The organism is Phenylobacterium sp. NIBR 498073, from assembly GCF_027286305.1.
In the GTDB taxonomy this organism is placed as follows: Bacteria; Pseudomonadota; Alphaproteobacteria; order Caulobacterales; family Caulobacteraceae; genus Phenylobacterium.
Genome location: NZ_CP114599.1, coordinates 2,288,994 through 2,309,000, shown reverse-complemented (window position 1 = coordinate 2,309,000; position 20,007 = coordinate 2,288,994). Strand labels below are relative to the sequence as shown.

The window sequence follows — 20,007 nt, the reverse complement described above, 5'->3', positions numbered from 1 at the left end:
GGTTAGGTATCTGTAAAGCGATGTCTACCGCCCTCGACCTTCGCCCCGCCCATAACGACGCCGCCATCCCGCATGCGCCGGCGAACATCGAGGCCGAACAGGCCCTGCTCGGCGTGCTGCTGTACGACAACGCCGCCTTCGAACGGCTCGGGGACTTCCTTCAGGCCCGGCACTTCTACGAGCCCTTCCATCAGCGGCTGTTCACGGCGATCGAGTCGGCCGTCCGCAAGGGCCAGCTGGCCGAGCCGATCCTGCTCGCCGAGCAGTTCAACCGCGACCCGGCCTTCGAGGAGCTTGGCGGCATTCGCTACCTCGCCGACCTCGTCGACCGGGCCCCGCCCGCCGCCAACGCCCCGGACTATTCGCGCGCCGTCTATGACCTGGCCCTGCGCCGCGACCTGATCCGCATCGGCGGCGAGATCGCCCTGACCGCCCAGCAGGGCGACGCCGACCGCTCGGCCCGCGACCAGATCGAGGCGGCGGAGGCCCAGCTGTTCACCCTGGCCGAATCCGGCGGCAACAATCAGGGCTTCGTCCCGTTCTCCGAAGCCGTGCACGGCGCCGTCACCCTGGCCGCCGAGGCGCACGCCCGCGACGGCGGCCTGGCCGGCATCTCGACCGGCCTGCTGGATCTCGACCGCAAGATCGGCGGCCTGCACCCCTCCGACCTGCTGATCCTCGCCGCCCGCCCGTCGATGGGTAAGACCTCGCTGGCCTGTAACGTCGCCTTCGACGTGGCCCGCAACTACGCCTGGGAACCGCAGCCGGACGGCACCAAGAAGACCGTCGCCGGCGGCGTGGTGGCGTTCTTCTCGCTCGAAATGTCCGCCGACCAGCTGGCCATGCGTCTGCTGGCCGAAGTCTCCGGGGTTTCCGGCGACAAGCTGCGTAAGGGCGAGATCGACGCCCTGGAGTTCGGACGCATCCGCGACGCGGCGCTCGAAATCCAGGACGCGCCGCTGTTCATCGACGCCACCGGCGGCATCACCATCGCCAAGCTAGCGGCGCGCGCGCGCCGCCTGAAGCGGACCCACGGCCTCGACCTGATCGTCATCGACTACCTCCAGCTGGTCACCGGCGGCGACGGCAAGAGCGACAACCGGGTGCAGGAAGTCTCGATGATCACCCAATCGATGAAGGCCTTGGCCAAGGAACTGGCGGTGCCGGTCATCGCGCTCTCGCAGCTCTCGCGTCAGGTGGAAAACCGCGAGGACAAGCGGCCCCAGCTCTCCGACCTGCGGGAATCGGGCTCGATCGAACAGGACGCCGACATGGTCATGTTCATCTATCGCGAGAGCTACTACCTCGGCCGCTCGGAGCCGCGTGAAGGCACGCCCGAGCACCTGACCTGGCAGGAAGAGATGGACAAGGTCCGCGGCACTGCCGACGTGATCATCGCCAAGCAGCGTCACGGTCCCATCGGAACGGTCAAGCTGTCCTTCAACGAGGACATCACCAAGTTCGGCAACCTGGCGCACAGCCACTTCTACACGTCCGACGACTAACTGGGACGCAAGCCCCTCTCACCAATCGGAATAGGCCCGGCCTCGCGCCGCCCGCCGGCCTCGGCTATGGGACAGGCGATGTCCTCCTCCTCCCCCGCGCGCCTGACCATCGACCTCGACGCGCTAGCCCATAACTTCGCCGTTCTGCGGGCCGCCGCTCCGGGCGCTGACGCCGCGCCGGTCATCAAGGCGGACGGCTATGGGCTGGGCGCCGGGCCGGTCGGTCGCCGGCTGTGGGCTGAAGGCGCCGGCGGCTTCTTCGTCGCGCGGCTGTCGGAGGGCGAGGCCCTGCGCGCTGAGCTCGGCCCCCAGCGTCCCGCGCCGCTCTACGTGCTGGACGGTTTCCTGCCCGGCGACGGGCCGCGGCTGGCCGCGTCCGGCCTGACCCCCGTCCTGGAGAGCCTGCCTCAGATCGAGGCCGCGAACGCCTATGCCGCCTCCGCCGGGCGTCTGCCGGTCGTTCTGCAGGTCGACACCGGCATGAACCGCCAGGGCGTGACGCTCGACGAGGCCAAGGCCCTGGCCGCCGCCCCGGACCGCCTGCGCCACCTCGACGTCCAGGTCCTGATGAGCCATCTCGGTTCGGCGACCGATCCGGCCGACGCCCGCAACGCTCTGCAGCTGGAGCGCTTCAATCAAGTGCGTCCGCTGTTTCCCGCCGCCCGCGCCAGCTTCGCCGCCTCGGCCGGCATCATGCTGGACAAGGCCTATCGCGCCGACATCATCCGGCCCGGCATCAGCCTCTATGGCGGCGGGCCCGAGGAGCGGCCCGACGCGCGGCTCCAGGCGGTGGCCAAGCTCGAGGCCAAGATCCTCTACATCCGGAACATCCAGCCCGGCGAGATCGTCGGCTACGGCTCACGCGTCGTCGCCGATCGCCCGATCCGCATGGCCGTGGTCGGCGCCGGCTACGCCGACGGAGTCATCCGCGCCTCGCAGCGCGGCGGCTATGCCTGGTACGGCGGCGCGCGCCGTCAGGTGCTGATCGTGACGATGGACCTGATCGGCGTCGATCTGGGCCAATCGCCGGCCGCGATCGGCGACTATGTGGAGCTGCTGGGCCCCAACGTGCTGATCGACGACATCGCCACGGCGGCCGGCACCGTGGCGCACGAATGCCTCGTGCGCCTGGGCGGCCGCGCCGAGCGCGTCTACGTCGGCGCGGTCTAGCCCTTCGACAGCGCTTCCAGCTTAGCCGGACCGACCGCCGCCACCGCCGACTTCAGATCGTTCACGCTGGCGCCGTCGCCATGCGCGGCGACCATGAAGCGGTCGCCGACCAGCACGCTATACTGCCCCTGGCGCGTGGCGCTGTCGTAGGACTCCTGGGTCATCCGCCCATCGACCTTCCCGACCTTCTCGTACTTGCCGTTCGACTCGCTCGACGACTGCATGTTGAAGGCGCTGGCCATGCCGGCCAGGGCGCCGGCCGCGCCCAGGTCGGTGACGCTGAGGCGGATTTTCGCATCGCCCTTGGTGTAGACGCCCTCGGCGGTCGATCCGGCCACGCCGGCCGCGCCGCCCGACCCGGTGGTCAGCTCGGTGCGCGCATAGCCCGCGACGCCGTCGGGCAGATAGGCCTTCAGAACGTCGGGCTGCACCGCCTCAGGTGCCTCGCCGCTTTCCATCTGCTTGGCGGCCGCCTCCATCTTCTTGGAGGCCTCCTCCAGCTTGCCGAGATCGACCGACTTGTCGCCGATCTGCACGGTGTTGGAGCTCAGCGCCCCGGCCGCGCCCATGCCGACCATGCCGAAGGTGCTGATCGCCCCCATCACCGCGCCGATCACGATCGACAGCACGATGGCCACGATCACCGCCACCGCGGTGTAGCCGAACGCCTTTTCCTGCGGCGCCTTCATCAGCTTCGGAAGGCCGAGATACAGCAGATAAAGCCCATAGAGCGATCCGAGGACCGCCAGCAGCCCCAGCATCGGGATCAGCGAGAACACCCCGGCGATCCAGCCGGCGGTGCTCGAATAGACCGCGACCTTCATCGCCTGGGTCTGGTTCTTCTGGCCGTCGAACGACGGCGCGAGGCCGTCGATGATCAGCCCCATCACGAAGACCATGGCCAGGTTCAGCACGTAACCGACGACTGCGCCGACCACCCCGAACAGGATCGGGACCTTGATCCCGAACGCACCGCCGATCACAGCCCCGCCGATCAGCCCGCAGATCGCCGGGATCAGCGCCAGGATGGCCGCATAATTCTTGAATAGCCCGCCGGTGCTCGCCGGCTCGGCGTCGATCACGTCCCAGGTCGCACCCGGCTTCAACAGGATCGATTTGACCCGCTCGACCAGCCCCGACGTCGCGGCCCCCGGTTCCACTGCGCTCATCTATGTCTCCAGCCCTTTGGAAAAGCCCACCGCCCTACTCGCGTAACGCGAATCTATCACACGGCTATCGACGGACGCCAACTTCGGGGCGACGGACTTGCGCCGCAAGCGCCGCTAGACTGCGCATTTGTTACGAATCACGGAGTTCGCATGGCCCGCGACGGCGCCGTCTATGTCTGCCAGTCCTGCGGCGCGGTGCAGAGCAAGTGGGCCGGCCAGTGTCCGGCCTGCAGCGCCTGGAACACCCTGGTCGAAGAGGTCCAGAGCCGCCCGCCCGGGGCGCTCGCGCCCAGCAAGTCCAGCCGCGCACGCGGCGTCAACTTCCAGGGCCTGGAGGACGAGGTCCCCGCCCCGCCCCGCATCTCGACCGGGGTCGAGGAGTTCGACCGCGTCTGCGGCGGCGGCGTCGTGCCCGGCTCGGCCATCCTGCTGGGCGGCGATCCGGGCGTCGGCAAGTCGACCCTGTTGCTGCAGGTCGCCGCCAGCGCCGCCCGCCGCGGCGTGCGCTGCGCCTACATCTCCGGCGAGGAAGCCGTCGAACAGGTCCGCGGCCGCGCCCAGCGCATGGGCCTGGCCGACGCGCCGGTCCGACTGGCCGCCGAAACCTCGCTGCGCGACATCCTCGACAGCCTGAAGCGAGAGAAGTTCGACCTTGTAGTCATCGACTCCATCCAGACCATGTGGAGCGACGCGCACGAGGCCGCCCCCGGCTCGGTCACCCAGGTCCGCGCCGCCGCCGGCGAGCTGGTGCGACTGGCCAAAAAGCAGTCCGTAGCCATGATCCTGGTCGGTCACGTCACCAAGGACGGCGCCATCGCCGGGCCTCGCGTGGTCGAACACATGGTCGACGCGGTCCTGACCTTCGAAGGCGAGCGCGGCTATCCGTTCCGTATCCTGCGCGGGACCAAGAACCGCTTTGGGGCCACCGACGAGATCGGGGTCTTCGAGATGGGCGACGCCGGCCTCGGCGAGGTGCGTAATCCGTCGGCCCTGTTCCTCGACACCTCGGGCGAGCGCGCCGCCGGCGCGGCGGTGTTCGCCGGCATCGAGGGCTCGCGTCCGGTGCTGGTCGAGTTCCAGGCCCTGGTCGCCCCGTCCGCCTACGGCACCCCGCGCCGCGCCGTCGTCGGCTGGGATTCCGGGCGGCTGGCCATGGTGCTGGCGGTGCTGGAGGCCCGCTGCGGGCTCGCGCTCGGCGACCGCGACGTCTACCTGAACGTGGCCGGCGGCCTGCGGGTCACAGAGCCGGCCGCCGACCTCGCCGCCGCCGCCGCCCTGGCGTCCTCGGCGCTGGACGAGGCCCTGCCCCAGGACTGCGTGGTGTTCGGAGAAATCGGCCTGTCGGGCGACATCCGGTCCGTCAGCCGCATGGAGTCCCGCATGAAGGAGGCCGCCAAGCTCGGCTTCAAGCATGTGCTGGGTCCGCAAGGCCTCGACGGCGGCGGCGCCATGAAGGTCACCGGGGCCACACGGCTGGCCGACGCCATCCGCCGCATCGGCGAATGCCAGTGGGAGTAGCCGGATTGCCCTGGTTCGACATCATCGTCCTGGCGATCCTGCTGACCTCGGCCGCCGTCGGCTTCTTCAGCGGCGCGACGCGCGAGATGGTCCGCGCGCTCTCGTTCGTGCTGGCCGCGGTCATCGCGGTGTACGGCCTGCGCTGGACCGCCCCGATCGGCCGCAGCCTCATCGAGGATCCGCCCTGGGCTGGCGCGGTGGTCGCAGGTCTCGCCGCCTTCATCGTCGTGTATGCGACATTGCGCGTCACCGGCGGGGCCATGGTGCGCGGCGTGCACAGCACCCACGTACTGGGCGTTCTGGACCGATCCGTCGGCCTTGGATTCGGCCTCGTGCGGGCGCTCGTGGTCCTGGGCGCCCTTAATCTGGCGTTCCAGGCGGCGACTCCGCCCGACCGGGTTCCGCGATGGATGACGGGTGCGGCGTTTTATCCTCTGACGAGCGCGGCGGCCAAAGCGCTAAAGGCCTTTGCGCCCAAGGGCTTAGACATGGCAGGTAAACTCGCGCCTTCAATTGGAGACGCAGTTCGTGAAGGTTCGGCGACGGACCGGGGTGACTCTGCGGACGCCCAAGGCTATGACCCGCGCGAACGACGCAGGCTCGACGATCTGGTGGAGAAATCCCGATGACTCAGGATCAAGATCGATGGCGCCAGCCGACCTATCGCGATCCTGACGACGACACTCCCCGCCTCGAGTGCGGGGTGTTCGGCGTCTATGATACCGCCGCTGCGGCGGCGATCACCGCGCTGGGTCTGCACGCCCTCCAACACCGCGGCCAGGAGGCCTGCGGTATCGCGGTCTTCGACGGCCAGCGCTTCCATACCGAGCGCCACATGGGCCATGTCGGCGACGCCTTCGCCGGCCCGGATCTGGTCGAGCGCCTACCTGGCCACTCGGCCATCGGCCACACCCGCTACTCGACCGCCGGCGGCAGCTTCATCCGCAACGTCCAGCCGATGTTCGCCGACCTTGAGGCCGGCGGCGTGGCCCTGGCGCACAACGGCAATCTCACCAACTTCCTGACCCTGCGCGAGCAGCTGGTCGCCGAAGGCGCGATCTTCCAGTCGACCTCGGACTCCGAGGTTATCCTTCACCTCCTGGCCCGCTCGCGGAAGGCCAAGTTCGTCGAGCGCTTTATCGACGCCCTGTCAAAGATCGAAGGCGGCTACGCCCTCGTCGCCCTGACCAACAAGAAGCTGATCGGCGTGCGCGACCCGCTGGGCATCCGTCCGCTGGTCCTCGGCGACCTCGACGGCAAGCCGGTGCTGGCCTCCGAGACCTGCGCCCTCGACATGATCGGCGCCAAGTTCGTCCGCGACGTCGAGCACGGCGAGATGGTCGTCATCGACCACAAGGGCATCCGCAGCATGAAGCCGTTCCCGGCCGCGCAGGCCCGTCCCTGCGTGTTCGAGTACGTCTACTTCGCCCGTCCGGACAGCGTCGTGAACGGCCGCTCGGTCTATGACGTGCGCAAGCGGATGGGTCGTCGATTGGCCCAGGAAAGCGGCGTCGAGGCCGATGTCGTCGTCCCGGTGCCCGACTCCGGCGTCCCGGCCGCCATCGGCTACGCCCAGGAAAGCGGCCTGCCTTTCGAGATGGGCATCATCCGCAACCACTATGTCGGCCGGACCTTCATCCAGCCGACCCAGGGCGTTCGCGAACTGGGCGTGCGCATGAAGCACAGCCCCAACCGCGCGGTCCTGGCGGGCAAGCGCGTCGTGCTGATCGACGACTCCATCGTCCGCGGCACCACCTCGCTGAAGATCGTCCGCATGGTGCGCGAAGCCGGCGCCAAGGAAGTCCACCTCCGTTCGGCCTCGCCGCCGATCATGTGGCCGGATTACTACGGTATCGACATGCCCGACCGCGAGCACCTGCTGGCGGCGAACAAGTCGGTCGAGGAGATCGCCAAGATCCTCGAGGTCGACACCATGGGCTACCTGTCCGTCGACGGCCTCTACGCCGCGATGCAGGCCGCGCCGCGCGATCCGGCCAACCCGCAGTTCACCGACCACTACTTCACCGGCGACTATCCGACCCGCCTGCTGGATCGCGAGATCGCCGAGGGCCGCAACGACGGCGCTGACCGCCAGCTGTCGTTCCTGGTCGACGCGTGACCCCCGCCTACGGGCCTTTCCTCTTTGGGAAAGGCTCCTTCGCGAAGGTTGAGGCGTGACTGACGCCAAGGCAGGACCCCGGCCCACCGGCCTCCAGGCCCGGCTGAAGTCGCTCGGCCTGGATTGGTACATCGGCGCGATCGTCGGGATGGTGGTGCTCGCCTCCATCCTGCCCGCCCGCGGCGCGGCCGCGCCGCTCGTTTCCGACCTGACCAAGGCCGGCATCGCCCTGGTGTTCTTCCTGCACGGCGCCAAGCTCAGCCAGGAGGCCGTGATCCGCGGCCTGCTGCACTGGCGTCTGCACGGCCTGGTGCTGGCCACCACCTTCGTCCTCTGGCCGTTGCTCGGCCTCGGCGCCGCGGGGCTGCCGGGCTGGATCGTGCCGGCCGCCCTGGCTCCAGGCCTCGTCTACCTGGCCTGCCTGCCGTCGACCATCCAATCGGCGATCGGCTTCACCGCCATCGGCAAGGGCAATGTCGCGGCCGCCGTCTGCGGGGCGTCGGTCTCCAATCTGCTCGGCATGTTCATCACCCCGTTGCTGGTCGGGCTGCTGCTGGGCGCCGAGGGTGGCGGCCTCTCGTTCTCCTCTTTCGAGGCGATCCTGCTGCAACTGCTGGCCCCGTTCCTGGCCGGCCAGGTGCTGCGCCGCTGGATCGGCGGCTGGATCTCGCGCCACGCCAAGCCGCTCGGCCTGGTCGACAAGGTCTCGATCCTGCTGGTGGTCTACAACGCCTTCTCGGGCGCCGTGGTCGCCGGCATCTGGTCCAAGGTCACAGCCCTCGACCTCGTCCGCATCATCCTCGTCTGCCTGGTGCTGCTGGCCATCTCGCTGGGGTTCATGATCTGGATCGCCCGGGTCCGCGGCTTCCCCAAGGAAGACGAGATCGCCATCGCTTTCGCCGGCTGCAACAAGAGTCTGGCCGCCGGCGTGCCCATGGCCGGCGTGCTCTTCCCCGCCGCGACGGTAGGGTTCGTGCTTCTGCCGGTGATGCTGTACCACCAGTTCCAACTGATGCTCTGCGCCGTCCTGGCCCAGCGCTACGCCCAACGTCCGCTTCAAGAGCCAAGTCATGACTGAGTCCCTTCCCCTCGACGGCCGCATCGCCCTGGTCACCGGCGCGACGCGCGGCATCGGCCGCGAGTGCGCCCTGGCCCTGGCGAAGGCGGGCGCTCACGTGATCGCCGTCGGACGCAACCAGGGCGCGCTGGAATCCCTCGACGACGAGATCAAGCAGGCGACCGGCAAGCCGGCCACCCTGGTTCCGCTGGACCTCATGAAGGGCGACGACATCGACGGCCTGGGCCTGGCGATCCACCAGCGGTTCCAGCGCCTGGACATCCTGGTCCACGCTGCGGCGATCCTCGGCGGCCTGACCCCGGTGTCGCACATCGACCCCCCGATCTGGGACCGGGTGGTCAGCGCCAACCTGACCGCCACCTATCGCCTGATCCGTTCGACTGAGCGGCTGCTGCGCGAGTCCGACGCCGGCCGCGGGCTGTTCTTCACCACGGGCCGCGTCGAGCGGCCGAAGGCGTTCTGGGGCGCCTATGGGGCCACCAAGGCCGCGGTCGAACACCTGGTCCGCACCTGGGCCGACGAGCTGGAAAACACGTCCGTGCGCGCGGCCCTGATCGATCCGGGCGCCATGCGCACCAAGATGCGCGCCGAAGCCATGCCCGGCGAAGACCCGATGGACCTCCCGCACCCGTCGGAGATCGGCCCGCTGATCGTGGAACTGGCCCAGGCCGAACTCGGCCTGCCGAAGACTAACGTCCGCTTCGACGAGTGGAAGTCGGCCGGGACGCTCGCTTCGGCTTGACGCCGGGGCGGTTCAGCTTGGCGGCGCGGCCCTTCGGCGTAGGGCCTGCGCCGACCTTGGCCTTGCCGGGCGCGACCTGCTTGGTCTTCGGCTTGACCTTGGGCTTGGGCTTCTCGGCCGCCTCGACCACGGCGCCGGCCGCCTTGGCCCGCACCGCGGCCACGCCCTTCGGCGTCACCACCTTCTTGCCCAGCTTCGGAGCGAACGTCGGCACGGACGACTTCGGCGCCGGCCCGCCCTTCTCCTCGCCTTCGGCATAGGGGTTCTTGTTCGACTTGACGGTCAGCCGCATCGGCACGCCCGGCAGGTCGAAGCTCTCGCGCAGCGAGTTGATCAGATAGCGGCGGTAGTGGTCCGGCAGCTGGTCGGCCCGGGTCGCGAACATCACGAAGGTCGGCGGGCGCGCCTTGATCTGCGCCATGTATTTCGGCTTCACCCGGCGCCCGTTGACCGCCGGCGGCGGATGCCGCTCCAGCGCCATCTGCAGCCAGTCGTTCAGGTCGCGGGTCTTCACCTTGGTCGACCAGTCGCCGTGCACCTTGAACACCGCCGGCATCAGCCGGTCCAGGTGCCGTCCGGTTTCGGCCGACAGCGCCACGACCGGCGAGCCGCGCAGTTGCGGCAGCAGGCGGCCGGCCTCCTCGGTGATTTCCTTCAGGGTCGCGCCCTGATTTTCGATCAGGTCCCACTTCGCCAGGCAGAAGACCAGACCGCGGCCCTCGCGCTCGACCAGGTCGGCGATCTGCAGGTCCTGGATCTCGAACGGGTGGGTGGCGTCCATCACCAGGATCACCACCTCGGCGAAGGTGATCGCGCGGATGGTGTCGCTGGTCGACAGCTTTTCCAGCTTCTCCTGAACCTTGGCCTTGCGGCGAAGGCCGGCGGTGTCGACCAACCGCACCGGGCGGCCTTCCCAGGTCCAGTCGACCGGAATGGCGTCGCGGGTGATGCCAGCCTCGGGGCCGGTCAGCAGCCGGTCTTCACCGATCAGCTTGTTGACCAGGGTCGACTTCCCGGCGTTCGGACGTCCGACGATGGCGATGCGGATCGGCTTTTCGCCTTCGTCCTCTTCTTCCTCGTCCAGGTCCGAGTAGACGCCGAGCAGCGCCTGATAGAGGTCCGCCATACCCTCGCCGTGCTCGGCGGAGATTGCGATCGGCTCGCCCAGGCCCAGGCCGAAGGCCTCGTTCACGCCGACGTCGCTGGCCTTGGATTCAGCCTTGTTGGCCGCCAGGATCACCGGCTTGTCGTGCCGACGCAGGATCTCGGCGAACACCTCGTCCATCGGGGTCACGCCGTCGCGGGCGTCCACCACGAAGAGCGCCACGTCGGCTTCTTCGATGGCCACGATCGTTTGCTGGCGCATGCGCGATTCAAGGCTGTCATCGGTGACATCCTCAAAACCGGCGGTGTCGATCAACTCGAGTTCCAGGTCGCCGATCCGGCCGGAGCCGAAGCGACGGTCGCGGGTGACGCCGGGTTGGTCGTCGACGATCGCGAGCTTCTTGCCCGCCAGCCGGTTAAACAATGTCGACTTGCCGACATTGGGCCGTCCGACGATAGCGAGCCGCATAGGCATCTAAATCAGGTTCCGCTTAGCGCAGGGCGATCAGTTGCGCCTTGTCGGTCGCAACATACACCGTACCAGCGACGGCGATGGGGCTGATCAGGGTCGGCGAACCGAGGTTCACCGTGTTCTCGACGGCGCCGGTCTTGGCGTTCAGGGCGACCAGCTCGCCGGTCGATCCGGCCAGGATCAGCTTGTTGGAGGCCAGCAGCGGGCTCGACCAGATCGGGCGGGTGGTGAACTTCTTCTTGCCGATGCCCATGAAGCCGCCGCCGTTCGACTCGCGGTCCTTGCCCAGGTCGGTGATCCAGTAGATCTGGCCGCTCTCGCGCGCCACGCAGATCACTTCGCCGGCCTTGGAGACCACATAGACGACGTCGCCCGCCGGCCACGGCGAAGTGATGCCCGTCACCGGGAGGCTCCAGCGCGCCTGGCCGGTGCGCAGGTCGGTGGCCGCGAACACGCCCGAATGGCTGACCGCGAACACGTCGCCCTGGTAGATGACCGGCCGGCCCGGGATGTCCCGAATTTCCGACAGCGCGTTGTTGCGGTTAGCGCGGCTCAGCGCCTCGTTCCACAGGTCGTTGCCGTTGGCCGCGCGCAGCGCCACCAGTTCGCCAGACCCGAACGAGGCCACGACCGTGTCGCCCGACACTGCCGGGCTGGACGCGGCCAGGATCCGCGCCGATTCCGACAGGGCCTGGTAGGTCCAGCCGGTCGCGCCGGTCGCCGCATCGAAGGTCAGCAGCGTATTGTCGATCGCCACCGCGAACACCCGCCCGCCCGACACTGTCGGGGCCGCATGGATCGGTTGCTCGGTGCTCGTCCGCCAGGTCACCACGCCGGTGTCGGCGTTGAGCTCGGCGGCGAAGCGGTAGCCCGAAGTCACGTAGAGCTTGCCGTCGGCCAAGGCCAGACCGCCGCCGAAGGCCTCCTTGTCGCGCTTGGAGTCCGGACGCAGGTTCGTGCGCCACAGCTGCGCGCCCGACTGGGCGTCGAACGCCGTAACGGTCGCCTCGCCGTCCATGACGTAGATCTTGCCGTTGGCCGCCACCGGGGTCGCGGTCACGTGCGCGCCGCGGTCGGACCCCTGGCCGAAGCCGCGCTTCCAGGCGACCGACAGGCCGCTGGACTCGACGTGGCTCATCGACTGTTCGGGCGAACCGCCCGGCAGCGACCAACTGGCGTTGGCTTCCGGGGTCGGCAGGAAGAAGTCCGCGCCCTTCAGGGCCTCGGCGACTTCCAGGGTCTGGTCGGCCGCGACGATAGCGATGCGCTCGCCTTCCGACGCGGTTTCCTGCGGGCCTTCATCGCCCTTGTTGAACGGGTTGAGCCGATTGACGGTCGAGCAGCCGGTCACGGCGACGCTCGCCGCCAGGAACAGAGCAAGGAGGCTGGTACGGCGCATGGACGTCATTGGGCTCCGGGGGCGGACTGTTGCGGGGCGGCCGGTTGCGGGGCGCCCTGGGGCGCGAGGCCCGGCGGAACGGCGCCGGGCGGCAGCTGCACCGGCGGCGGCAGGGCCATGGCGGCCTTCACGGTCGCCGGCAGGGCCTTGGCCGAGCCGGAATCGATCAGGGCCTTGGCCGCTTCCGCACGCTGGCGCGAGCCCTCGCCGGCGTCGGCCATCAGCCCGATCACCGTAAAGTCGCTACGCGCGCCGGCCAGGTCGCCGGCCATCAGCTTTGCGAAGGCCAGCGCCTCTCGCGCCTCTGCGCGGTAGGGACGGCCTTCTTCGGTGAGCGGCGTCAGGCGCGCCTCCATGTCCTTGTACGGAGCCGTGTCGAGCAAGGCGAAGGCGGATTTGAGGCGGGCGGCGTCGCCGATGATGTTGTTCGGCGCAGCTTCGGCGGCCTCGTCGAACAGCTTCACCGCCTCAGCGGTTTTATTGTCGGCGACCTTCAGACCGCCCAGGTGCTGCAGCGCCAGCGACTTATAGGCCTTGGAGGAGCCCTGCCCCACCTCGCCCCACAGGCGGATGGCGTCGTCGCGGCGGCCGGCGTTGAACGCCTCGATCGCCTGCGCGTACTTCTCGGACGCCTCGGCCGCGGCCTGGCTGCGGAAGTGCTGATAACCCCAGACCGCCAGGGCGGCGACCAGCGCCACGACCAGTACGCCGCCGAGAATCGGCAGCACCCTCAGCGCAATCGACTTGTAGCGCTCGGAGCGAAGCTGCTCCTCGACTTCATCAAAGACATCGACCACGTCGGGGGACTCCGCGCGAATAGGCGTTAGTGTTCAGAGCGGCGGAACCTATAGCGGTGGGCGCGCGGCTGCAACGGCGGACCGTCGCCCCGCCGCCCGCTCACGACCGCGGTGCGACGATCGCCTCGAAGCCCGCCGCGCAGTAGTCGAACAGCCGCGCGCGGACCGCCGCCAGGTCGGTCGAGCGGCACAGCCCTTCCGACAGCTGGTCGATCCGCCCGGTCTCCGACAGCGCCAGCATCATCGAGCCGGTCAGGAACTGGTAGCCCCAGTAAAGGTCCGGCGACTGCGCCTGCGGCATCACCTTGCGCAGGGTGTCGATGAACTGGTGCACCACGGGATCGAAATAGTGGTGCATCGTCTCCCCGCCCCAGGCCGGAGTGTTGTTCACCAGCGCCACCAGCCGGAAGTAGTTCTTCCAGCCCGGCTCCCCGGTCAGCGACATCTCGATCAACGGGTCGATGAACGCCGCCACGACGCCGCGGGGCGTCATACGGCCGCCGCTCTGCGCCTCGTAGGCCGCCATCGCCTCGACGCGGACGGCGTTGAGGATCTCGGCGCGGCGCGCGAACACCGCGTCGAACAGATCGCGCTTGGCCCCGAAGTAGTAGTGGATCAGCGCCGTATCGACTCCCGCCTCGGCCGCGACCTGGCGGGTGGTCACCCCATAGAAGCCGTGCGCCGCGAATAGCTGCTCGGCGGCGTCGAGAATCGCCTTGCGCAGGTCCGGGCCCTCGCCCTTCTTGCGCCGGCCGCGGGCCGGCGGCGCAGGTTTCGCCGCCCGGGTCATGCGGCGCGGCCCTCGACGCCCTTGGCCAGGCAAGTGACCGCCATGTCGGCGGTGACGTTCCCGACCGTACGGAAGATGTCCGGAATGGTCTCGACCGCGAGCAGGATCGGAAGCAGCTCCAGCGGCACGCCCATGATCAGGCAGATCGGCCCCGTGGTCGTAAAGAAGGTGATCTGCCCCGGCAGCCCGACCGAGGCCAGGCTGATCACCGCCGCCACCCCGATCCCGGCGGCCAGCAGCGCGACGTTCAGCGTCACGCCGAACACGTGGGCGCAATAGATCGCCACGCCAAGGTTCGCCGCCGGGCTGGTGATCCGGAACAGCGACACAGCCAGCGGCAGCACCACGCCGATGCTGGCCTCCGACGCGCCCAGCTGTCGCGTGCCGGCGATCATCGCCGGCAGCGAGGCGATCGAGGATTGGGTCGAGAACGCCACCGCCTGGGCCGGCGCCGCAGCCCTGGCGAACGCCGCCAGCGGCACGCCGGCCGCCAGCGCCAGCAGGTAGGAAAGCAGGCCCACGGCGATGCAGACGCCCGACAGGATCAGGATGTAGTGGCCCAGCGCCCCGGCCGCGCCGAACCCGGCCTTGGCCCCGACGATCAGCGCCAGCGCGAACACCCCGATCGGCGCGACCAGCAACACCCACTGGACCAGCACCAGCATGGTGTCCATCAGCGCCTGGAAGACGTCGGTCAGGCCGCGGCGCAGCTCTGCGCGGATCCGGGTCAGCGCCAGGCCGAACAGCAGCGCGAACACCACCAGCGGCGCCATGTTGGTCTCGGCCGCGGCCTCGATCGGGTTGGTCGGGATGAACGCGCGCAGCCACGCGCCCATGGTCGGGAAGTCCGGGACCTTCTGGCTCGAGTGGCCCGCCGCCTCGCGCAGGCCCGCGACCGCCGCCTGCGGGGCCGGCCAGGCCGCCAGCACCCCCGACACCGCCAGGGCCGAGAACAACGCGCTGGCCGTCAGCAGCACGCCGAACAGGCCGAGCGCCCTCGCCGCCGTCCCGCCCGCCGCCGCCGTCCCCGCCGCCGCTGACACGCCGACCACGAGCAGCGAGAAGACCAGCGGCACGATGGTCATGCGCAGCGCGTCGAGCCACAGCCCGCCGACCGGATCGGCGACCGCGATGATCTTCTCGATCGCCGGATGTCCGGCCATCGCCGCACCGACCGTCAGGCCGGCCGCTAGGGCGAGCAGGATACGCACGGTCGTCTGGGCGCCGGCGGCCCGGATCACGTTCAGAAGCTTGGCCATCGATCTGAAACTACTGCGCGTTCGAGCCGGCGCGAAACCGGATTTCGCCCCGCCGCGTCGATCTGCGCTCTGGCCGCCCGCTCGATCGGCGCCGAGCGCCACCCGCCAATCCTAAGATTATCTTTTCTCCATTACGCATTGTATTTACAATTATTGTTTCGTTTTAAATGATGTCGCCGCGTCGCGCTCCGCGCGGACCGACGGCCCCGCCACAGCATCGAAACCATCTATCGATTCAATAGGATAAGTTGATTGGGCCGCGCGCCTGATCGGTCCTAAGCTCGGCCCATCAGGGAGGACCGGCGATGATCATATCGCTGCCTCCGGTCAGCGCGGACCTCGAAGCCGTGGGCCGGAGATTGAAAGCCGTCCGCGAGGCCAGGGGCCTGGCGCTGGCCGACCTCGCCGACCGGGCGAGGCTCTCGCACGCCGAGCTTTCGATGGCTGAACACGGCCGATTGCGCCTCGCCTCGGCGCAGCTGCACGCGTTGATCACCGCGCTGCACGTCTCGCCCCGGATCCTGTTCGAACCGGGGCTGGACGTTTCGGGCCTGCGAAGGCTCTAGCGCATTCTCCGCCGAAGTGGCCGCCGGTTCGGCGTAGAAAATGCGCCAAAGTCACAAGGCTAGAGCGACCTCAGTCGCTCTAGCCGGCCTTGGCGAAATAGATCTCGGCTGGGCCCGGGAATCGGCGCGCGCGCACGTCGTCGGCATAGCCGGCGACCGCCCGGCCGATCTCGCCGCGCAGATCGCCGTAGCGGCGCACGAACTTCGGCGTCCAGTCGAACAGGCCGAGCATGTCGTCGGTGACGAGGATCTGGCCGTCGCAGCCGGCCGAGGCGCCGATGCCGATGGTCGGCACCGAGATCGCCTCGGTGATCTCGCGCGCCAGCCCCTCGGCCACGCCCTCGACCACGACCGCAAAGGCGCCCGCCTCGGCGGTGGCCTTGGCTTCCTGCAGGATGCGGGCGCGCTCGTCGCCGCCCTTGCCCTTGGCCTTGAAGCCGCCGTCGACGTGCACCGCCTGCGGGCGCAGGCCGACATGGCCCATCACCGGGATGCCGCGCTTGACCAGATAATCGATGGTCTCGACCACGGTCGGACCGCTCTCGACCTTGATCGCCTGCGCGCCGGTCTCCTTCATCACCCGCGCCGCATTGGCGTAGGCGACCTCCGGCGAGCCTTCATAGGAGCCGAACGGCATGTCGACGACCACCATCGCCCGGCGCGAGGTCCGCATGACCGCCTGGCCGTGCAGGATCATCATCTCCAGGGTCACGCCGACCGTATTGGGCAGGCCATGGACAACCATCCCGACCGAGTCCCCGACCAGCAGCAGATCGCAGTGCTCGTCGAGGATCTCGGCCATCGGGGCCGTGTAGGCCGTGAGGCACACGACCGGCACCCCGCCCTTGCGCGCGGCGATATCTGGGGCGGCGATCCGCCGAACGATTTCCTGACGCTGAGCCGACATGGCTAGAACTCCTCGAACACTCGGGTCACCACGAAGCCGATGGCGAGCACCGCCATTCCGCTGGCGATCCATACCACGGAAGAGCCGGCCGGCAGCGCGGCAAGCAAATCCGAGCGCGGGGCCAATTGCTGCACCCCCGCCTGCAACAGCCGGGTGGAGCCTTCCGACGCGCTTTCGACCTGATGCACGAAGTTCGACATGATCAACTGGCTGGCGCCGATGACGCCGCCGGCCAGGCCCGCGGCCCCGATCGTCCAACGCCGGATGTTCCAGCCGCGGTTCAGCTTGCGCTCCACCGAAACGGCGAAAGCCTTCTCGTCCGAGAAGGCCGGCGGTTCGGCGAAGAGGCGTTCCAGACGCCGCTCGAATTCGAGCTCAGCCATTGCCACGCCTCCCTTCCAACGGAGCGCCGTCGGCCGGCGCCAGTCGCGCTCTGAGCTTCTCCAGACCACGTTTGACATGGGACTTGACCGTTCCAAGCGGCAGATTCAAGGCGTCGGCGGCCTCTGCGTGGGACAGCCCCGCGCCGTAGCACATCGACACGCAGATCCGCTCCGCCGCGCTGAGCCCCCGCAGGGCGTCGTCCAGGTCCATTCGGGCCGCGGCGTCGGGGGGCGCGGCGACCTCCCCGCCCTCGTCGCCGGCCGCAGTCAGCGCCGCGATCCGCCGCTCGCGCTGCAGGCGGCGCAGATAGGCCCGCGCGGCGATCTTGCGGACCCAGGCGACGAACGTTCCCTGGCCGCGGAACTCGCCGATCCGCTCGAAGGCGGTCAGGAACGCATCCTGCGCCACGTCGTCGGCCTCGGCCGGCGGCGCGCCCATGCGGCGCAGCAGGCCACGCACCGCCGACCCGTGCCGGCGGACCAGCTCGCCAAAGGCCGCGCGGTCGCCCGCGGCGGCCAGCGCGGCCAGCTCCACGTCGTGGGCGCTTGCGTGCCTGGTGTTTTGAGAGCCCGACATCGTCGTGGGCTTTCCCCTCCCCTTTACCGGCTACTTGCCGCGGGAGATGAACGACAGCGCGATCAGCGCCAGGCCGATGAAGCCCGGGAACGCCGCCACGCCCAGCATCGGATAGAGCGCGTCCGGCTCCTCGAACGACACCGCGGCCCCCAGCGCCGCAAATCCGACCGACACGCCCAGCCAGATGATCCCCGCGCGCAGGTCGCGATAGGGCGAGGGCGCCGCCTTGACGTCGCTGGTCAAGGCCTGGACGACTTCGGGCGGCAGCTCGGCCCCCTTCTCGATCGAGGCGCGCAGCGTCTCCTGAAGCTTCTGACGCTCCAGGCTCTTCAGGTATCGCGGCACGATGACGATCGCGGCGACCATGGCGAAGAACCCCAGCGGGACCAGGATATCTTCCATTGTGTTCTTCCTTCTCTCAGTGCGGGTGGCTCATCGGCCCCGTTCTGATGGGAAGAGGCGCCGGCCTAAGCGTACGGATGCAGGCGGGCGCATGAAATGTTCTTCATGTTAGCCCCCGACCTCAATCTAGCTGAACTTCGCCGCGTAGGCGTCTGGCTTGAAGCCGACCAATAGCTGGCCGCCGACGTCCAGCACCGGGCGCTTGATCATCGACGGCTGGGCCAGCATCAGCGCGATGGCCTTGTCCTGGTTCAGGTCGGCCTTGTCGGCGTCGGCCAGCTTGCGGAACGTGGTGCCCGAGCGGTTCAGCAGCACCTCCCAGCCGACCTGGGCGGCCCAGCGCTCCAGGCTGGCGCGGTCGATCCCGACCGCCTTGTAGTCGTGGAAGGCGTAGGTCACGCCGTGATCGTCGAGCCAGGTGCGCGCCTTCTTCATCGTGTCGCACGCCTTGATGCCGTAGATCGTGATGCTCATCGGTCGAATCCGCCTGGGTCAAGCCAAGCTCCGACTTATCGCGACTACATCGTCAGCGCCACGCGCCCCTCGATCCGTCCGGCCCGCAGATCGTCCAGCACCGCATTGACCTCCGCCAGCGGCCGGGCGGTCACGGTCGCCCTCACCTTGCCGTCGGCCGCGAACGCAATCGATTCCGCTAGGTCCCGACGCGTGCCGACGATCGAGCCGCGCACTGTGATGCGCTTCAAGACGACATCGAAGATCGGGGTCGGAAAATCTCCTGGCGGCAGTCCGACCAGCGCCACCGTGCCGCGTCGCCGGGCGCAGGCGATGGCCTGCTGGAAGGCCGGCGGCGACACGGCGGTCACCAGCACTCCATGAGCGCCGCCATCGGTCACCCGTTGCACGCGCTCGACGGCGTCGGGCTGGCGCGCGTCGAGCGCCAGGTCCGCGCCCAGATGGGACGCCAGGTCCAGCTTGTCCTGGGCGACGTCGATCGCCACCACGTTCAGGCCCATGGCCTTGGCGTATTGGATCGCCACGTGGCCCAGGCCGCCGATGCCCGAGATCACCACCCACTCGCCGGGCCGCGCCTCGGTTTCCTTCAGCCCTTTGTAGGTCGTCACCCCGGCGCAAAGGATCGGCGCCATGGCCACGAAGTCGACGTCCTTGGGCAGTCGTCCGACGAACGGGGCGCTGGCCAGCACGTACTGCGCATAGGCCCCGTTGACGCTATAGCCGGTGTTGCGCTGCCGAGTGCACAGCGTCTCCCAGCCGGTCTCGCAGTATTCGCAGGCGCGGCAGGCGTCGTAGAGCCAGGGCACGCCCACGGCGTCGCCCTCCTTCAGGTCGGCGACCCCGGCGCCCACCGCCGCGACATGGCCGACGCCCTCATGGCCAGGCACCAGCGGCAGGGTCGGCTTGACCGGCCAGTCGCCGTCGATGGCGTGCAGATCGGTGTGGCAGACGCCGCACGCCACCACCTTGACCAGGACTTCGCCCGGCCCCGGCTGCGGCACGGGCAGCTCCTCGATGGTCAACGGCTGGCCGAAGGCCCGCGCGACCGCGGCTTTCATCATCATGGGAAGCCCTCCAGGGAGCCGACGCTATCACGTCGCTTCACCAATCCGGTCGCGGGGCGCTGGTTCCACACCGAGAGGCTGCGTCTTGCTTCGGGCATGAAAAGGGCCCGGCGGAGCTTGCCGCCGGGCCTTTCGCCTCGATCGTCGCTGCCTTAGCGGGCGGCGACGATGATGATCTCGACCTTGTAGTCCGGAGTGGCCAGCTTGGCCTCGCCGGTGGCGCGGGCCGGGGCGTCCTTGCCGTCGACCCACTTGTCCCACACCGCGTTCATCTCGGCGAAGTCGGCCATGTCGGCCAGCCAGATGGTGGCGGTCAGGATCTTCGACTTATCGCTGCCGGTCGCCGCCAGCAGCCGCTCGATCTGGGCCAGCACCGCCTGGGTCTGGGCGGTGACGCTTTCGCCCGGCGCGCCGACCTGGCCGGCCAGATAGACCGTGTCGCCGTGGACGACGGCCTGGCTCATTCGGGGGCCGGACTCGATGCGTTCGATCGCCATGGGGCTTAAGTTCCT

At 69.1% G+C, this 20,007-nt stretch carries 21 protein-coding genes; 8 read left to right on the top strand and 13 right to left on the bottom strand.

Annotation, left to right across the window (positions count from 1 at the left end; translation table 11 throughout):
* The first annotated feature begins 20 nt into the window (after positions 1-20).
* Together O4N75_RS11515 and alr are read left to right on the top strand one after the other, a co-directional pair.
* Positions 21-1,505 (top strand): replicative DNA helicase, encoded by a 1,485-nt coding sequence (locus O4N75_RS11515; RefSeq protein WP_269625693.1) that lies wholly within the window; start codon positions 21-23, stop codon positions 1,503-1,505.
* Between the two features lie 78 nt (positions 1,506-1,583).
* Positions 1,584-2,675 (top strand): alanine racemase, encoded by a 1,092-nt coding sequence (alr, locus tag O4N75_RS11510; protein WP_269625692.1) that lies wholly within the window; start codon positions 1,584-1,586, stop codon positions 2,673-2,675.
* Here alr and O4N75_RS11505 read toward each other — a convergent pair.
* Positions 2,672-3,844 (bottom strand): Yip1 family protein, encoded by a 1,173-nt coding sequence (locus O4N75_RS11505; protein WP_269625691.1) that lies wholly within the window; start codon positions 3,842-3,844, stop codon positions 2,672-2,674. The genes alr and O4N75_RS11505 overlap by 4 nt on opposite strands.
* A 150-nt stretch (positions 3,845-3,994) precedes the next feature.
* Between O4N75_RS11505 and radA the strand changes: the two genes are divergently transcribed.
* From radA to O4N75_RS11480, 5 genes are read left to right on the top strand one after another with little or no spacing between them, the layout of a single operon-like run.
* Complete coding sequence (radA, locus tag O4N75_RS11500) at positions 3,995-5,362, top strand: DNA repair protein RadA (protein WP_269625690.1); 1,368 nt, start codon at positions 3,995-3,997, stop codon at positions 5,360-5,362.
* A gap of 5 nt (positions 5,363-5,367) precedes the next feature.
* Positions 5,368-5,991, top strand: coding sequence for a CvpA family protein (locus tag O4N75_RS11495; RefSeq protein ID WP_269625689.1), 624 nt, complete (start codon positions 5,368-5,370; stop codon positions 5,989-5,991).
* Complete coding sequence (purF, locus tag O4N75_RS11490) at positions 5,988-7,481, top strand: amidophosphoribosyltransferase (RefSeq protein WP_269625688.1); 1,494 nt, start codon at positions 5,988-5,990, stop codon at positions 7,479-7,481. Before O4N75_RS11495 ends, purF begins: the two co-directional genes overlap by 4 nt.
* Positions 7,482-7,536: 55 nt before the next feature.
* The gene (locus O4N75_RS11485) at positions 7,537-8,559 is read left to right on the top strand and encodes a bile acid:sodium symporter family protein (protein WP_269625687.1); all 1,023 of its coding nucleotides are present in this window, start codon (positions 7,537-7,539) and stop codon (positions 8,557-8,559) included.
* On the top strand, positions 8,552-9,301 hold the full coding sequence (locus O4N75_RS11480) for an SDR family NAD(P)-dependent oxidoreductase (protein WP_269625686.1): 750 nt from the start codon (positions 8,552-8,554) through the stop codon (positions 9,299-9,301). Before O4N75_RS11485 ends, O4N75_RS11480 begins: the two co-directional genes overlap by 8 nt.
* On the opposite strand, the gene der is transcribed toward O4N75_RS11480, so the two are convergent.
* The 5 genes from der to O4N75_RS11455 form a co-directional block, all read right to left on the bottom strand.
* Positions 9,249-10,880 carry a ribosome biogenesis GTPase Der gene (gene der / locus O4N75_RS11475; protein WP_269625685.1) on the bottom strand — a complete coding sequence of 544 codons (1,632 nt, stop codon included), beginning with the start codon at positions 10,878-10,880 and terminating at the stop codon, positions 9,249-9,251. The two genes, O4N75_RS11480 and der, sit on opposite strands and share 53 nt — an antisense overlap.
* A 16-nt stretch (positions 10,881-10,896) precedes the next feature.
* Positions 10,897-12,285 (bottom strand): PQQ-like beta-propeller repeat protein, encoded by a 1,389-nt coding sequence (locus O4N75_RS11470; protein WP_269625684.1) that lies wholly within the window; start codon positions 12,283-12,285, stop codon positions 10,897-10,899.
* Positions 12,282-13,073 (bottom strand): tetratricopeptide repeat protein, encoded by a 792-nt coding sequence (locus tag O4N75_RS11465; RefSeq protein WP_269625683.1) that lies wholly within the window; start codon positions 13,071-13,073, stop codon positions 12,282-12,284. Before O4N75_RS11465 ends, O4N75_RS11470 begins: the two co-directional genes overlap by 4 nt.
* A gap of 100 nt (positions 13,074-13,173) precedes the next feature.
* Positions 13,174-13,863 carry a TetR/AcrR family transcriptional regulator gene (locus O4N75_RS11460; RefSeq protein ID WP_269625682.1) on the bottom strand — a complete coding sequence of 230 codons (690 nt, stop codon included), beginning with the start codon at positions 13,861-13,863 and terminating at the stop codon, positions 13,174-13,176.
* A complete protein-coding gene (locus O4N75_RS11455) occupies positions 13,860-15,122 on the bottom strand; it encodes a cation:dicarboxylase symporter family transporter (protein WP_269625681.1) in 1,263 nt (420 codons plus the stop codon). The genes O4N75_RS11460 and O4N75_RS11455 overlap by 4 nt, the downstream gene beginning before the upstream one ends.
* Before the next feature lie 305 nt (positions 15,123-15,427).
* On the opposite strand from O4N75_RS11455, the gene O4N75_RS11450 reads away from it, so the two are divergent.
* On the top strand, positions 15,428-15,688 hold the full coding sequence (locus O4N75_RS11450; RefSeq protein WP_269625680.1) for a helix-turn-helix transcriptional regulator: 261 nt from the start codon (positions 15,428-15,430) through the stop codon (positions 15,686-15,688).
* 79 nt (positions 15,689-15,767) lie between these two features.
* Here the strand turns inward: O4N75_RS11450 and panB are convergent, their stop codons facing one another.
* The 7 genes from panB to O4N75_RS11415 all read right to left on the bottom strand — a co-directional run bounded on the left by panB (position 15,768) and on the right by O4N75_RS11415 (position 19,992).
* Positions 15,768-16,595 (bottom strand): 3-methyl-2-oxobutanoate hydroxymethyltransferase, encoded by an 828-nt coding sequence (panB, locus tag O4N75_RS11445; RefSeq protein WP_269625679.1) that lies wholly within the window; start codon positions 16,593-16,595, stop codon positions 15,768-15,770.
* A 2-nt stretch (positions 16,596-16,597) separates the two neighbouring features.
* Positions 16,598-16,978, bottom strand: a complete 381-nt coding sequence (locus O4N75_RS11440) for a hypothetical protein (protein ID WP_267231071.1) — start codon at positions 16,976-16,978, stop codon at positions 16,598-16,600.
* Positions 16,971-17,555, bottom strand: coding sequence for a sigma-70 family RNA polymerase sigma factor (locus O4N75_RS11435; protein ID WP_269625678.1), 585 nt, complete (start codon positions 17,553-17,555; stop codon positions 16,971-16,973). Before O4N75_RS11435 ends, O4N75_RS11440 begins: the two co-directional genes overlap by 8 nt.
* A gap of 30 nt (positions 17,556-17,585) precedes the next feature.
* Positions 17,586-17,957, bottom strand: a complete 372-nt coding sequence (locus O4N75_RS11430; RefSeq protein ID WP_269625677.1) for a DUF6249 domain-containing protein — start codon at positions 17,955-17,957, stop codon at positions 17,586-17,588.
* A gap of 126 nt (positions 17,958-18,083) precedes the next feature.
* Entirely contained in the window at positions 18,084-18,431 is a 348-nt protein-coding gene (locus O4N75_RS11425) for an ArsC family reductase (protein ID WP_269625676.1), read from the bottom strand.
* 44 nt (positions 18,432-18,475) lie between these two features.
* Positions 18,476-19,489, bottom strand: coding sequence for an alcohol dehydrogenase AdhP (adhP, locus tag O4N75_RS11420; protein WP_269629362.1), 1,014 nt, complete (start codon positions 19,487-19,489; stop codon positions 18,476-18,478).
* Positions 19,490-19,647: 158 nt separating this feature from the next.
* A complete protein-coding gene (locus O4N75_RS11415; RefSeq protein ID WP_269625675.1) occupies positions 19,648-19,992 on the bottom strand; it encodes a RidA family protein in 345 nt (114 codons plus the stop codon).
* Positions 19,993-20,007: the final 15 nt, after the last annotated feature.